The following is a 13,114-nucleotide window of genomic DNA, read 5'->3' as shown; positions in this document are numbered from 1 at the left end:
GCCGGCTGGGCGCCCGCTGGGCTTTCGATGACGAAACGATCACGGCGAGGATGCCACGTGGCCGACGAGCGCGCGAACTCGCTGAACTCGCCGCTGATCAGGGGAGAAGTGCCCGAAACGGCGATGCCCGAACCGAACCGTGGCCCCGTGGCATCCGCTCGTTTTGGCAGTCTTGGCGTCGTCGCCTACTATTGATCCCGGTACCGTGTCCGAGCGGCCGAAGGTGCAACTCTCGAAAAGTTGTGTGCGTGAAAGCGCACCGTGGGTTCAAATCCCACCGGTACCGCCACAGAACCCCGCGATCGTCATGATCGCGGGGTTCTTCTGTATCCGGGCAGTGGTACGAGATCTCGCTACACGGGCTGTCGGAGCTCGGTCGTCGCGGGACTGGCCGGCACGGCGGCGATTCGAGGCCACGTCCAGGCGGAGCGCAGGACGAAGGCCAGGAGCAGCAACTCGAGTCCGATGGAGATGCCGTAGAAGCCGGCCCACTCCCAGGTCGTCCCTGCCGCGTTGAAGATCGTGTACGGGATGAGGAGCGACGCGACGACGAGGTTCGCGGCGCGGTTCACCAGGGCGGGCAGCGTCATGGAGAGCGCGACCATCATGGCCGGGATCGAAACGGACACGAGGACGACGGTCAGCAGCGTCGAGCTGACGTCGAACCGCCACATGAGCCCGTTCAGGATGCCGTCGACGACGCCCGGCTTGTAGAAGTTGAGGACGTCGACGTAGACGTAGAGGAACATGAAGCTGGCCCACGCGGCGGCGAGCTTGGCCTGCACCGGCATCGGCCGGTCGTCGAGCGGGCGCGGGCTGTTCGTTCGGATGGTCATCGGTTCTTCCTTCGAGTCGAGCGGTCGGTCCGCCGGAGCGCCAGTAGGTCTGGGCGGTCGGCGCGTACGCCGTACGCGTACACTGTACTCTTACGCGTACGGTGTACGCTTGTCAAGCCGTTCGAGAGGGTGAGGAGACCCCGTGACTGCGATGGAGCAACGCCAGGCCGCGTCGGATGCGGGGCTGAGCAAGCAGCGGGTGGTGGTCGAGGCGATCCGCCTCGCCGACCGCGAGGGGGCCGACGGGCTGAGCATGCGCCGGCTGGCCGGCGCGCTCGGCGCGGGCGCGATGTCCCTCTACCGCTACGTGGCGAGCAAGGATGAGTTGCTGGACGCCATGATCGATGTCGTGTTCGACGAGATCGAGCTCCCGTCGCCGGCGAACGACTGGCAGTCGGCGATGCGACAGCGCGCGGTATCCGCCCGACAGGTGCTCGCTCGCCACCCGTGGGCGATCCCGCTGATGGAGTCGCGGACATCGCCGGGGCCCGCGAACCTCCGCCACCGCGAAGCGGTCACCGCCTGCCTGCGGAGGGCCGGCTTCCCGGTCGTGATGGCGACGCACGCCAACTGGCTGCTCGACAGCTACGTCTATGGATTCGCCCTGCAGGAGGCGAGCCTGCCGTACGACACCGCCGAAGTGCTCGCGGACATGACCGAGAAGGTCTTCCTGCCCCAGCTCCCGCCCGACGAATACCCCTACCTCAATGAGTCGGCCGCGGCGCTCGTCGCTGCCGGCTACGACCAGGCGGAGGAGTTCGTCTTCGGCCTCGACCTCCTCCTCGCCGCGCTCGAGCCGCTGAGAGCCTCCGCAGCATGACGCTCACGGACCGTCGGACTCCGATCGTATGATCGCGGGGTCCGCTGTTTCTCGGGGAGGCGCTGTGTTCGACGCGGTGGAACTCGACGACGACGTCGTGATGCGGCTCGTCGCCGCGGGCGACGGCCCGGCGCTCGCCGCGGCCTACACGCGCAATCGCGAGCACCTCGCGCCCTGGGAGCCGCTGCGCACGCCCGAGTTCTTCACCGCGGCCTGGCACCACCGCGACGTCGCCGGGGCCATCGCTCGCCTGCAGGCCGGGACCTCGGTGCCGTTCGTGCTCGCGCAGGGCGAGGAGATCGTCGGACGGGTGAACCTCTCGGATCTCGTGCGGGGCGTGTTCGAGAACGCCCACCTCGGCTACTGGGTCGATGAGCGCTTCGTCGGGCGAGGGCTCGCCACGACGGCGGTCGGCGTCGCCCTGCACCACGCCCGCGCCGCCGGCCTGCATCGGGTGCAGGCCGGCACGCTCGTGCACAACACGGGATCGCAGCGGGTGCTCGAGCGCAACGGCTTCGAACGGTTCGGGCTCGCCCGCCGCTACCTGCGCATCGCGGGGGAGTGGCAGGACCACGTCATGTACGAGCGGCTGCTCGACGAGTGAACGAGCGCGCCCGTGGGCGAGCTCGCCGGCGCGATCACGATCGCCGGTGGTAGCGTGACTGCGTCGGGAGGAGGCATCGTGATCGAGTTAATCGGCGCGCTCCTGCGCTCGCTGCAGGCCTCCCTCGAGCTCTCGCTCGCGTCGAACGGCCTGCTCGCCGTGCTCCTCGTCGGTGTCGTCGGCGCCGCGGCGGTCGCCGTCGTGGTCATCGCGTGCCGCGCACTGCCCGCACTCGTGGCGGCCGATGCGAGCGGCGCAGCGCGGCGGCTCCGGCAGACCGCCGACCCCGGGCGGCTGCTCTCGCAGAGCGACCCCGATGCGCCGGGACGTGCCCGGCCGAGGGCCCCGGGTCGCGGCCTCGCGGCCGCGTAGCGCCCCCTCCCGCCTCCGCCGAACCCGCGCCCGTCGTCTCCTGACGTGCGCCGCCGGCGACTCCCCGGTGAGGTTCGGCGACCCTTCGCGGCCAGACGGAACCCCGTTTCGCCGACCGCTAAGGACTCACCATGGATCTCTATGCCTTCCCGCCCATCGCCGCACTCCTCGACGGGGCGCACGCCCTCCTCATGGGGCTCGCCGACCTGCTCGCCCCGTTCACGGGCGGCGCGAGCGCCGCCGCGGCGATCGTGCTCGTCACGCTGCTCGTCCGCGCCGCGCTCATCCCCGTCGGCATCTCGCAGGCGAAGGCCGAGCAGGGGCGCGCCCGGCTCGCGCCGAGGCTCGCCGAGCTGCAGCGCAAGCACGCCAAGAACCCCGAGCGCCTGCAGCGCGAGATGATGGCGCTCTACCGCGACGAGGGCACGAGCCCGTTCGCGGGGTGCCTGCCGATGCTCGCCCAGGCTCCCGTCGTGGGCATCATCTACGCCCTGTTCATCCTGCCGACGATCGCGGGGCACGAGAACGCGCTGCTGCAGGAGACGCTCGCGGGCGTCCCGCTCGGCTCGAGCCTCGCCGGCTCGATCGTCGACGGCACGCTCACGCCCGCAGGCTTCGCCGTGTTCGCCACGATCATCCTCTCGATCGCGCTCGTGGGCGAGGTGACGCGGCGGGTGTTCCGAGCGCAGGCCCCGGCGGCGCCCGCGGCCTCCTCGGCGACCGCACGGGGGGCGACGGGCGGCGCGCGCGACGCGGCATCCCTCTCGCCCCTCTCGACCGTCGGCGCCCAACGGATGCTCGGCCTCCTGCAGTTCGTCACGGCGATCATCGCGGTCTTCGTTCCGCTCGCCGCGGGCCTCTACCTGCTCGTCACGGTCGCGTGGACGCTCGCGCAGCGAGTGCTGTTGCGTCGGGTGTATCCGCTGCCGCAGCCGAATCCGGCCTGATCGGCGGGTTTCGCACGACCGTCGCACGCCGGCGACACGCGCGGCAAGGGCTTGCTCCGCAGACGCCGCGGTGCCAAGTTTGGAGCATTGAACGAAGGAGCAACCATGAGTTTCCTCGCGTTTCTGATCCTCGGCCTGATCGCCGGGGCCATCGCCAAGCTGATCCTGCCCGGCAAGCAGGCGGGCGGCTGGTTCATCACCCTGCTGCTCGGCGTCGTCGGGGCTCTCCTCGGCGGCTGGCTGGGCAGCCTCATCCTCAATCGCCCCCTGACGGAGTTCTGGGACCTCGGGACCTGGCTCCTCGCGATCGGCGGCTCGATCATCGTGCTGCTCATCTGGGGACTGGTCACGCGCGGAAGCCGCAACAGCGCGGCCTGATCGCCGTCGGCGAAGCGGATGCCCCGTGGGGCATCCGCTTCGCTTCGGCGCGCCGGCTCAGCGCCAGTCGGTGTCGGCGAGTTCGACGAAGCGGGCGAGCAGTCGCTGCGGTTCGGTGACGCTGGCAGAGTCGAGCCGGGCGCTCACCTCGCGCAGCTCGCTCGCCGGGAAGTAGCCGTGGTGGCGGTAGACCTGCGCCCGGGCGATGAAGTCGGTCGTCGTCACCTCGGGGTGGAACTGGGTCGCGTAGAGACGGGCGCCGGCCCGGTAGATCTGCACGGGGCATCCGGCCGAACTCGCGAGGAGCACGGCGGCGCCGGGAAGTTCCTCGACCGACTCCTTGTGGCCGACGAGCGCATCGAACCGCCGCGGCAGCGCCCCCACGAGCGCATCTGCGGCGCCGTCGTCGGTGAGGGTGATCTCGACGGCCGCGGCGTTCTCGCCGTGCAGCGTGCCGACGGCGCCGCCGAGCACCTGCGTCAGCACGCCGATGCCGTAGCAGGTGAAGAGCAGCGGGAACTCCGCGACGAGCGCCCACTCGGCCAGCTCGGCGAGTTCGGCCTCGACCCTGCGCTGGACCGCGTGCTTGTTCACCTCGGGAGTCGTCACGTTGTAGGGGCTGCCGCCGACGATGATGCCCGCGTACGCGGCGAGCGGCACCTGCCGGAGTGACTCGACGTCGAGGCGGTGGTGCTCGAGCCGCCCGGCATCGAGTCCGGTCGCGCGCCGCACCGACTCGTACTCGGGGCCGACCGCCTCGATCTCGGGGCGCGCCGACAGGAACAGGTACGGCTTCGGCCCCGTCATCGGCCCTTCCTCTTCCCGCGCTGCGAAGCGGTCCGGGCGGATGCACCGCGGCCCGTGCTGGAGCGGCCGGACGTGCTCTTGCCGCCCTTGCCGGTCTTGGCGCCGCCCTTGCCGCCGCCGCGAGCCGCCTCGGCCGCACGGCGTTCGGCCGCCGCCTTCTTCGCCGCCTTCGCGGGCGAGAGCTCGGGCGTCTCGTCGGCCCGAGAACTGCGCGCGGTGCGGCCTCGCACCACGCCGACGAACTCCTGGATGTCGTCGTCGTCGCGCTCGGTGCGCCAGACGAGGGCGATCCTGGTGGGCGGGGCGTCGACGAGCGGGATCGCGACGACGTCGCGCCGCTGATGGAGCCGGGCGATCGAGTGGGGCACGATCGCGTAGCCGGTGCCGGCCGCGACGAGCTCGAGGGTCATCGCGGGGTCGGGCTGCACGGGCGCGAGCGGCTCGCCGTCGAGATCGGCGACGGCGAGTTCGGCCTGGTCGGCGAAGGGATGCTCCTTCGGCAGCACGACGACGGCGAGCTCCTCCCAGAGCCGGATCTGGTGCAGCCCCTCGGTCTCGACCGGCAGCCGCACGAAGGCGAGGTCGACCTCGCTCGCCCGCAGGCGCTCGAGCTGCTCGCGCTCGTCGACCCTGGCGGCCTCGAGGGGCAGGTCGGGGCGACGCTCGCCCCACGCGCGCAGCCACTTCGCCGGCGAGACGCCCGCGACGTAATCGAGCCGCAATGCCATTCGGCGCCCCCCTGTTCCCTGCGTGCGGATGCCTCTCAGGCTACCGTCGGCTACGGTTGCAGGGTGAGCGAGAAGCAGCCGAAGGCCATGAAGCCGCAGTCCATGAAAGCGGAGACCGCGGCGAAGAAGCTCGGCATCCTGCTCGACGCCGCGCCCGAGGAGTTCCGCAGCGCGTCGATCACGCGCGACGAGCTCGCCGCGCTGCAGTCCGAACCGCCCGAGTGGCTCGAGACCCTGCGCCGCGACGGGCCGCACCCCCGCCCGGTTGTGGCGGCCAAGCTCGGCGTCTCGAACTCCGGTCTCGCCCGTGGCGGCGTCACCGAGCCGCTCACGACGGCCGAGATCAAGGCGCTCCTCGCCGCGCCGCCCGCGTGGCTCGTGCAGGAGCGCGCCACGCAGGCCGCCGTGCGCGCGGAGAAGATCCGCGTCGCCGATCGCGACAAGGAGCGCGCCGCGCGCCGTGCCGCCGGCGGCGGTGGCGGCTCGGGCGTCTGACCCTGCGGCGGGCCTACTCGCCCGAGGCGCTGTAGCGCGCGCGGAGGAAGCCCGCGACGTCGGCGAGCTCGCGGTCGGACACCGAGTGCCCGAGCCCCTCGTAGACGCGGGCATCGAGCGTCGAGTGCTCGGGCAGCCAGGCCAGCGTCCGCGAGACGGATGCCTCGGGGATCACCTCGTCGGCCGTGCCGCGACCCCAGAACACGTGCGGCGCGAGCCGTGACATCCGCTCGTCGCCCTCGCGGTCGCCCGGGAGGGCGAATCCGGCGAGGCTGACCGCGAACGAGAACCGCTCGGGTGCGCGCCGCAGGAGCTCGAGGGCCATCGCGCCGCCCTGCGAGAATCCGAGGAGGCCCACCGGCCCGGCGTCGGGTGCCGCCCGATCGAGCCAGGCGAGGAGTGCATCGACCGCCGCGTCGGCAACCTCGACCGAGCGCTCCGCGCCCTCGGCGAGCAGCGGGAACCACGCGTAGCCGTAACCCGCGAACAGCGGCGCCCGCAGCGAGGCGACGGCGGGCTCGAGCGGCAGGTACGGCGTGAGCCCGAACAGGTCGCCCTCGTTCGAGTTGTAGCCGTGCAGCAGCACGAGGAGCGGACGCCCCTCGCGGTCGGCCGCGGAGGCCGACCAGAGCACCGCTTCGTCGTCGATCAGCACACTCGTCATGCGACAACGCTATCGGCGTGGGGCAGAATCGAGGGCATGAGCGTACGCACCCCCGATCCCGACTGGAATCCCGGCGACGAGCCCGTCGTGCGTCCACCGGCGAACCCGGGCTGGCTGAGCGACCTCGAGCTCGCCGAGGTGCGCGGTCGCCTCCCGCTGCTCTACGTCGAGGCCGTCCCGGTGCGCGTCGACGGCCTCGGGCAGGTCACCGAGGTGGGCGTGCTGCTGCGCGCGAACGCCGTCGGCGAGATGACCCGCACGCTCGTGTCGGGGCGCGTGATGTACGGCGAGACCATCAGGGACGCCCTGTTCCGGCACCTCGAGAAGGACCTCGGGCCGATGGCGTTCCCGCTGCTGCCCGCCAGCCCGGTGCCGTTCACCGTCGCCGAGTACTTCCCGCTGCCGGGCATCACGCCGTTCACCGACGAGCGGCAGCACGCCGTGTCGCTCGCCTTCGTCGTGCCCGTCACCGGCACGTGCGAGCCTCGCCAGGACGCGCTCGAGGTGACCTGGATGACGCCGGCCGAAGCGGTCGGCGACACGGTCGTGAGTGAGATGGAGGGCGGGCGGGGCCTGCTCGTCAAGCAGGGCCTCGCCTCGGTGGGCGCGCTGCGCTGACCGCCGCGCCGGCCGGGCCGGCCGGGGCCTCAGCGGACCAGTCGCACCTCGTGGATCTCCTCGCCGAGGAACGGCACGTGCTGGTCGGCGCCGTCGGCGGTGAAGCCGTTGCGGGTGTAGAAGCGGTGCGCGCGGGGGTTGTCGGAGGCGACCCAGAGGTAGACCGGGTCGGTGCCGACCGCCGCATCGAAGAGCTTCTGGCCGATGCCGGTGCCGTGGTAGGCGTCGAGCAGGTAGATGAAGTAGAGCTCGCGCTCGCGCGGGGCGTTCTCGTCGCGGGCGGGGCCCGAGCCGACGAATCCGACGATCTCGCCGTCGACGAGCGCGGCGAACTGCGCGTACTCCTCGCCGCGTTCGGCGTAGTGGTTCCAGAGCTCGGCCATGCGTCGCGGCGAGAGCTTCTCGAACGCGGCGGAGCTGATCAGGTGGTCGTACGTCTCGTGCCAGCAGGTCGCGTGAACCCGGCCCAGCGCTTCGACGTCGGAATCGCGGATGGGACGGACGACGACTTCGGCAACGACTTCGGTGCTCATGTCCCCGAGACTAAGCCAGTCCGTCGCCGCCGCGAAATCGAGGGAGGGGTCGACGGATCGGGAACCCCCGCGGGGCATCCGGACATATCAGTGCATGGCCACTCTCACGAATCCGCGATCGGTGCGCCGCCCGGTTAGGCTTGGCCGACCATGGGCGAAGACGGGCGGACCGACGCGGCGCTCTGGCTCGAGGCCACCTCGGGCACAGAGGCGTCGTTCGGCGTGGTCTACGACCGATACCGCGCCCGCGTCTTCCGTCGCGCCTTCGCGCAGGTCCAGAACGTCTCCGATGCGGAGGACATCGTGGCGGTGGTCTTCCTCGAGGCCTGGCGGCGTCGCAAAGATGTGCGCTTCGTCGACGGCTCGCTGCTGCCGTGGCTGCTCGTCGTGACCACCAACGTGACCCTCAACTCCCAGCGCGCGGCGCGGCGCCACAAGCGGCTGCTCGCGGCGATCCCCGCCGCCGAGCACGCCGTCGATCCCGGGCATGAGATCGAGGAGCGCCTCGACGGGCAACTGCTCAACGGGCGGCTGCAGGCGGCGCTGCACCGACTGAACCCCGCGGAGCGTCGGGTCGTCGAACTGTGCTTCATCGAGGAGCTCCCGCTCGCCGACGCCGCCGCGGCGCTCGACGTGCCGCTCGGCTCGGTCAAGTCGCGGTTGTCGCGCGCCCGCCGCAAGCTGCAGGCCGAGCTCGGCGATGCGGTGTGGCCCGGAGAGCGGCAGGCGGACGATGCGCCGGCACCCCTTCCGCGCGCGGCCGACGGACTGGAGGTGACCGGATGACCGGCCCCGAGATGCGTCCCGAGCGCGCCCAAGCGATCCGCGCGATGCTCGTCGAGCACGCCCGTACCGAACCGGCCGTGCGTGCGCGGCGACGTCGCAACCGCGTCGTCGGCTGGGGCGGCCTCGGCGTGCTCGCCGTGGGCGTCGCGGCCACGGCCGGGACGATGCTGCTCGCTCCAGAACCGGTGACGGAGAGCGCGTACGTCCTCTGCATGAGCGAGGCGAGCCGCAACTCGGACGGCTCCTATCCCGGTTCGGGGGCGATGGTCGCGGAGGGGAGCGGCCTGCCGACCGATCCGATCGAACTCTGCACGCTCATGTGGGAGTCGGGGGCCCTCGAGCCCGGTTACGACCCGGTCGCTCCGGAGAATCCACCCGGCAGGGTGCCGCGCGACCTGCAGGTCTGCGTCATGAGCGACGGCGCCGCCGCCGTCGTGCCGTCGTCGAACGAGTCGATCTGCGCGGCGCTCGGCCTGGCCGAGCCGAAGGACTGAGCCGCCGCCGGCCTAGCCGAGGGTGCCGGTCGGCCGGAAGACAAGCGACTTGACCCGGTCGTTGAAGGCGCCGAGACTGCTGCAGTACGGGGTGCAGTTCAGGCGGTTGCCGCCGTACGACGTGGCCGTGTAGGCCGTTGCCCAGCACCCGTTGAGACCCGTGAGCGAGCTGACCGAGGTGTTCCAGCCCGACGACAGGGAGGGGAACCCGTACGTCGCTCCGAGGCAGCCGTTCGCTCCCCAGAAGGTGAGGCTCGAACCTCCCTTGGAGGCGTCCTTGTAAATGCGGCCGACCCCGACCGATGCGGTCGCGGCGGCGAGGCGCGAGTCGGCTGCGGCGATGGAGCGCCGCTCGAGGAACCGCTCGACCTCCTCGATCGACGAGAAGCAGACCGGCTCGGGTGCGTCGAGGCCGAGGTCCTCGGCCGCGGCCGCGACGCCGATGTCGAGCGCGCAGTGCTGTTCAGCGGCGAGAGCCGGGACGAGTGCGGCCTGCTCGATCGAGCTGGACCCGGGCTGGAGCGGTTCGGCGCTCGCCGGCAGGGCCGGAGCGAGCGCGCCGACCGCGAAGGCGAGCGCGGTGGCGGTGGTCAGGACGGCGCGGCGGATCGGCATGGAAGGCTCCCTCGGGTCGGGTGGGCTCAGTCTCGGAGTACGGGCTGAACTGGTATGTCCGGATGCCAGAAGAAAGTTCCACGAATCGGGAACCTTTTCCGCGCACCCGGACATACCTGTCATGAGGGAAGGGGTTGCGATGCGACGCACGAAGGCGATGGCCACCACGGTGGTGGTGTTCTCCGCCGTCGTGATGGTCGCCCTGGCGATGGTCGTCGGCGGAGAGATCGGCCGAGCCGTCATGCCGGGGGTCTAGGCGCGCATCGCCACCGACCGGGCCGAGGGGACGCGGCCCGATCCCGTCGGGGGACGGGAGCGCGGGCCGGTGATTCGGGGGAACGCCGGCCCGCAGCAACGGGGCCCGTGGAGTCGAACTCCACGGGCCCCGTTGCATTCACGGAAGGGCTCAGCCCTGCGCGCGCCGATTGGTGCGCGAGTTGCGCGACGGCGAGACGAGGCTGCCGACGCGGATCGGCTGCTTGGCCGCGCCGCGCGAGCTGCTGCTGCGCTGGGCGCCGCTCGTCTGCGCGCCGCGGCTCTGGCCCGAGCCCTGCTTGGGTGCGTTCGACTTGGTCTCGGCGGGGCGGCCCGAGCGGTCGCGGCGCGGGGCGCCGGCCGAGACATCCGACTGGCCGGCGCGGCCGCGGCCGCGGCCGCCCTGCGACTGACCCTGGCGCTCGCCGCCCTGGCCCTCGCGGGCCGCGCGCTTGCGCTGCGCGTTCGCACCCTGCGAGCGCCCGCCGCCCTGCTGCGGCGCAGCCGCGCGGGGCGCGGGCTTCACGTACGGCGCGACGTCGCCGACGAGCTTCACGACCTCGGGAGTGGTGGGCACGGCGGGCGACGGGGTCACCGTGATCGCCGCCTTGCGGAGCAGCTGCTTGAGGTCCTGGAGCTGGCCCGGCATCGCGATCGTCACGACGTCGCCCTCGCTGCCGGCGCGCGCCGTGCGGCCCGAGCGGTGCAGGTAGGCCTTGTGCTCCATGGGCGGGTCGACGTGCACCACGAGCTCGATGTCATCGACGTGCACGCCGCGCGCCGCGACATCCGTCGCGACCATGACCTTCGCCGAGCCGTCTGAGAACGCCGCGAGGTTGCGGTCGCGCTGCGGCTGCGACAGGTTGCCGTGCAGGTCGACGGCGGGGATGCCGGCCTCGGTGAGCTTCTTCGCGAGCTTCTTCGCGTGGTGCTTCGTGCGCATGAAGAGGATGCGGCGGCCCATGCCGCTCGCGAGGGTCTTCACGAGCTCGAACTTCGTGTCGGCGTCCTCGGTGAGGAAGACGTGGTGGGTCATCGCCGCGACCGGCGAGTTCGCCTCGTCGACCGAGTGCAGCACCTCGTTCTCGAGGTAGCGCTTCACCAGCTTGTCGACCCCGTTGTCGAGGGTCGCCGAGAAGAGCAGGCGCTGCCCGCCGCGCGGGGTCTTGTCGAGGATGCGGGTGACCACGGGGAGGAAGCCGAGGTCGGCCATGTGGTCGGCCTCGTCGAGCACCGTGATCTCGACGGCGTCGAGGTGCACGAAGCCCTGCTTCATGAGGTCCTCGAGACGGCCGGGGGCCGCCACGACGATGTCGACGCCGGTGCGGAGCGCCTCGACCTGGCGCTTCTGGTTGATGCCGCCGAAGATCGTGGTGACCTTGAGGCCGTAGGCGTCGGCGAGGGGCTCGATGGTGCGGGCGATCTGGGTGACGAGCTCGCGGGTCGGGGCGAGTACGAGGCCGAGCGGACGGCCGGCGCGGCGCTGGCCGCCGGCGAGGGTGGTGCCGAGGCGCGCGACCATGGGCAGCGCGAAGGCGATCGTCTTGCCGGAGCCGGTCTTGCCGCGGCCGAGCACGTCGCGGCCGGCGAGCGTGTCGGGCAGCGAGTCGGCCTGGATGGGGGTGGGGACGGTCTTGCCGTCGGCCGCGAGGACCGCCACGAGAGGGGCGGGCACGCCGAGCGTTGCGAAGGTGATGTCGGTCACTGGTGCCTTTCAGGGCATGGTTCACCGCGCGCCGACACGGAAGTGCGTCGGACCCGGCGGTGGGAGTGTGGCGAAGGCGCCGGTCGGCGCATCCGTTCGCCGTATGAGAGTCATCGGGCGGCTCGATGAGGAGCCGGGCCCGGAAGCGTTTCTACGACGCAGGCGGCGCGATCGTCGCGCGCACCGCCAGTCAGCATAGCGGATGCCCCTGTGCGGACGCCGTCAGCGGGGCATCCGCTCGCCGACGGGCACCTCGGCGCGCAACGTGCTGCCCTCCTGCGCGAGCGGGCAGGACCACGACGGGTCGTAGGCGCACGAGGGGTTGTAGGCGAAGTTGAAGTCGACGACGAGGGTGTCGCCGTCGGAGCCCGGCCCGAGGTCGGCGCCCTTGATCGTGTCGAGCAGGTAGCGCCCGCCGCCGTAGGTGCCGCCGGGCGCCCCGGCGAGGGCGTCCTTCACGGGGAGGAACAGGCCGCCGCCGTACCCGGTGAGCCGCCAGACGTCGAGCGTGCCGAGGTAGGGCAGGCGCACCGTGCCGACGAGCGTGAACGGGATGACGCCGTCGGTCGCGCTGTCGACCTTCATCCGCTGCGGCTCCTCGGTGCGCCGCACCTCGAGCTCGAAGCGCCAGTCGGGGTCGTAGCGGGCGACGGTGAGGCCGGTGAAGCGCGCGCGGTCGTCGGGCAGCAGCGGTGACTGCGGATGCCCCGCGAAGAGCTCGTCGCGACCCGAGATCCAGAGGGCGTGGCCGGCCGCGGGGTCGTGCACGCTGAGCTGGCGCACGCCCGCGTAGAGGCCGAACACGCGTCGGCGCCAGTCGGCGAGCTGGAGGGCGCCGATCGAGTCGGTCATCGTCGGGTCTCCGATCCGCGGGCGTCGGCATCGGCGGTGCCGGGCGGATCGTACGACCAGCCCGGTGCGAGGTCGCGAAGCCGTCGCCCGCGCCACTGCCAGAACAGCCAGGTCGGGTACCAGGCGGCCGCATCCCACGGGCCTGCGCTCGCGAGCAGCCGGTCGCGGTAGAGCGTGCGGCCGTCGGGAAGCGCGGACACCGCCATCCGGTGATCCCAACGGCGGAACACCGCGAGCGGACCGGTGATCGCGCCGCCGCCGTCGCGGAGCATCCGCACGCCCTCGGGCAGCCCGCCCGGGAAGCTCACGTCGACGAACTCCTCGCCCGCGGGGAAGCGACGGAAGGCGAGCGCGAGCACCCGGTGCCGGCCCTCGGGCCAGACGGTCGGAAGGCCGCCCGGTTCGAGCGAGGAGAAGTCGAGCCACGGCGCCACCACCTCGCGCAGCACCGCGGGGCTCCGGATCGCGCGCCACGCCGCATCCGGCGTGCAGTCGAGCGTGAGTTTCAGGAGCACCCGCATGTGCCGAGAGTAGGCCGGAGCCCTCGTCGATGCCAAGGGATCCGAGGCGATTCCCGGCCCGTGATCGGGGCCACCGCCTAGACT

At 72.1% G+C, this 13,114-nt stretch carries 19 protein-coding genes and 1 tRNA gene; 11 read left to right on the top strand and 9 right to left on the bottom strand.

Going from position 1 to position 13,114, the window contains the following annotated elements:
* Nucleotides 1-57 precede the first annotated feature (57 nt).
* Together ACFVTR_RS06615 and ACFVTR_RS06610 are read left to right on the top strand one after the other, a co-directional pair.
* The gene (locus ACFVTR_RS06615) at nt 58-195 is read left to right on the top strand and encodes a hypothetical protein (protein WP_387035784.1); all 138 of its coding nucleotides are present in this window, start codon (nt 58-60) and stop codon (nt 193-195) included.
* 4 nt (nt 196-199) lie between these two features.
* Nucleotides 200-289 (top strand) — tRNA-Ser (locus ACFVTR_RS06610).
* Between the two features lie 64 nt (nt 290-353).
* Here ACFVTR_RS06610 and ACFVTR_RS06605 read toward each other — a convergent pair.
* Complete coding sequence (locus ACFVTR_RS06605; RefSeq protein WP_387035782.1) at nt 354-836, bottom strand: DUF6326 family protein; 483 nt, start codon at nt 834-836, stop codon at nt 354-356.
* A gap of 142 nt (nt 837-978) precedes the next feature.
* Here ACFVTR_RS06605 and ACFVTR_RS06600 point away from each other — a divergent pair, with 142 nt between their 5' ends.
* The 5 genes from ACFVTR_RS06600 (at nt 979) to ACFVTR_RS06580 (ending at nt 3,957) form a co-directional block, all read left to right on the top strand.
* Complete coding sequence (locus tag ACFVTR_RS06600; protein WP_387035780.1) at nt 979-1,656, top strand: TetR/AcrR family transcriptional regulator; 678 nt, start codon at nt 979-981, stop codon at nt 1,654-1,656.
* Between the two features lie 64 nt (nt 1,657-1,720).
* Nucleotides 1,721-2,260, top strand: a complete 540-nt coding sequence (locus tag ACFVTR_RS06595) for a GNAT family N-acetyltransferase (protein ID WP_376944203.1) — start codon at nt 1,721-1,723, stop codon at nt 2,258-2,260.
* A gap of 12 nt (nt 2,261-2,272) precedes the next feature.
* On the top strand, nt 2,273-2,632 hold the full coding sequence (locus tag ACFVTR_RS06590) for a DUF6412 domain-containing protein (protein WP_387035778.1): 360 nt from the start codon (nt 2,273-2,275) through the stop codon (nt 2,630-2,632).
* 131 nt (nt 2,633-2,763) lie between these two features.
* Complete coding sequence (locus ACFVTR_RS06585; RefSeq protein WP_387035776.1) at nt 2,764-3,579, top strand: YidC/Oxa1 family membrane protein insertase; 816 nt, start codon at nt 2,764-2,766, stop codon at nt 3,577-3,579.
* Between the two features lie 105 nt (nt 3,580-3,684).
* A complete protein-coding gene (locus ACFVTR_RS06580; protein WP_376944209.1) occupies nt 3,685-3,957 on the top strand; it encodes a GlsB/YeaQ/YmgE family stress response membrane protein in 273 nt (90 codons plus the stop codon).
* Between the two features lie 57 nt (nt 3,958-4,014).
* Here the strand turns inward: ACFVTR_RS06580 and ACFVTR_RS06575 are convergent, their stop codons facing one another.
* On the bottom strand, nt 4,015-4,764 hold the full coding sequence (locus ACFVTR_RS06575; RefSeq protein ID WP_387035774.1) for a glutamine amidotransferase: 750 nt from the start codon (nt 4,762-4,764) through the stop codon (nt 4,015-4,017).
* On the bottom strand, nt 4,761-5,492 hold the full coding sequence (locus tag ACFVTR_RS06570) for a LysR family transcriptional regulator substrate-binding protein (RefSeq protein ID WP_387035772.1): 732 nt from the start codon (nt 5,490-5,492) through the stop codon (nt 4,761-4,763). The genes ACFVTR_RS06575 and ACFVTR_RS06570 overlap by 4 nt, the downstream gene beginning before the upstream one ends.
* An 87-nt stretch (nt 5,493-5,579) precedes the next feature.
* On the opposite strand from ACFVTR_RS06570, the gene ACFVTR_RS06565 reads away from it, so the two are divergent.
* Nucleotides 5,580-5,987: a DUF5997 family protein gene (locus ACFVTR_RS06565; protein WP_387036595.1), complete on the top strand. Its 408-nt coding sequence runs from the start codon at nt 5,580-5,582 to the stop codon at nt 5,985-5,987.
* A 13-nt stretch (nt 5,988-6,000) separates the two neighbouring features.
* Here ACFVTR_RS06565 and ACFVTR_RS06560 read toward each other — a convergent pair whose 3' ends face one another.
* Nucleotides 6,001-6,651: an alpha/beta hydrolase gene (locus tag ACFVTR_RS06560; RefSeq protein ID WP_387035771.1), complete on the bottom strand. Its 651-nt coding sequence runs from the start codon at nt 6,649-6,651 to the stop codon at nt 6,001-6,003.
* A gap of 36 nt (nt 6,652-6,687) precedes the next feature.
* Here ACFVTR_RS06560 and ACFVTR_RS06555 point away from each other — a divergent pair, with 36 nt between their 5' ends.
* Complete coding sequence (locus ACFVTR_RS06555; protein ID WP_387035769.1) at nt 6,688-7,269, top strand: NUDIX hydrolase family protein; 582 nt, start codon at nt 6,688-6,690, stop codon at nt 7,267-7,269.
* A 29-nt stretch (nt 7,270-7,298) separates the two neighbouring features.
* Here the strand turns inward: ACFVTR_RS06555 and ACFVTR_RS06550 are convergent, their stop codons facing one another.
* Complete coding sequence (locus tag ACFVTR_RS06550) at nt 7,299-7,802, bottom strand: GNAT family N-acetyltransferase (protein WP_157423176.1); 504 nt, start codon at nt 7,800-7,802, stop codon at nt 7,299-7,301.
* A 150-nt stretch (nt 7,803-7,952) separates the two neighbouring features.
* Here ACFVTR_RS06550 and ACFVTR_RS06545 point away from each other — a divergent pair, with 150 nt between their 5' ends.
* Both ACFVTR_RS06545 and ACFVTR_RS06540 read left to right on the top strand, forming a co-directional pair.
* Nucleotides 7,953-8,588, top strand: coding sequence for an RNA polymerase sigma factor (locus ACFVTR_RS06545; RefSeq protein WP_387035766.1), 636 nt, complete (start codon nt 7,953-7,955; stop codon nt 8,586-8,588).
* Nucleotides 8,585-9,082 carry a hypothetical protein gene (locus tag ACFVTR_RS06540; protein ID WP_387035764.1) on the top strand — a complete coding sequence of 166 codons (498 nt, stop codon included), beginning with the start codon at nt 8,585-8,587 and terminating at the stop codon, nt 9,080-9,082. Before ACFVTR_RS06545 ends, ACFVTR_RS06540 begins: the two co-directional genes overlap by 4 nt.
* Before the next feature lie 12 nt (nt 9,083-9,094).
* Here the strand turns inward: ACFVTR_RS06540 and ACFVTR_RS06535 are convergent, their stop codons facing one another.
* From ACFVTR_RS06535 to ACFVTR_RS06520, 4 genes are all read right to left on the bottom strand, one after another.
* Nucleotides 9,095-9,697, bottom strand: a complete 603-nt coding sequence (locus ACFVTR_RS06535; protein WP_387035762.1) for a hypothetical protein — start codon at nt 9,695-9,697, stop codon at nt 9,095-9,097.
* Between the two features lie 406 nt (nt 9,698-10,103).
* Nucleotides 10,104-11,657: a DEAD/DEAH box helicase gene (locus ACFVTR_RS06530; protein WP_387035760.1), complete on the bottom strand. Its 1,554-nt coding sequence runs from the start codon at nt 11,655-11,657 to the stop codon at nt 10,104-10,106.
* Nucleotides 11,658-11,879: 222 nt separating this feature from the next.
* Nucleotides 11,880-12,509, bottom strand: a complete 630-nt coding sequence (locus tag ACFVTR_RS06525) for a DUF1684 domain-containing protein (protein ID WP_387035758.1) — start codon at nt 12,507-12,509, stop codon at nt 11,880-11,882.
* Nucleotides 12,506-13,030: a hypothetical protein gene (locus ACFVTR_RS06520; protein WP_387035756.1), complete on the bottom strand. Its 525-nt coding sequence runs from the start codon at nt 13,028-13,030 to the stop codon at nt 12,506-12,508. The genes ACFVTR_RS06525 and ACFVTR_RS06520 overlap by 4 nt, the downstream gene beginning before the upstream one ends.
* Between the last annotated feature and the right edge of the window lie 84 nt (nt 13,031-13,114).

The organism is Agromyces sp. NPDC058126, assembly GCF_042884595.1.
Taxonomy (GTDB): domain Bacteria; phylum Actinomycetota; class Actinomycetes; order Actinomycetales; family Microbacteriaceae; genus Agromyces.
Note: the sequence above shows the minus strand (reverse complement) of the source record. Positions and strands in the feature narration are given on the sequence as shown.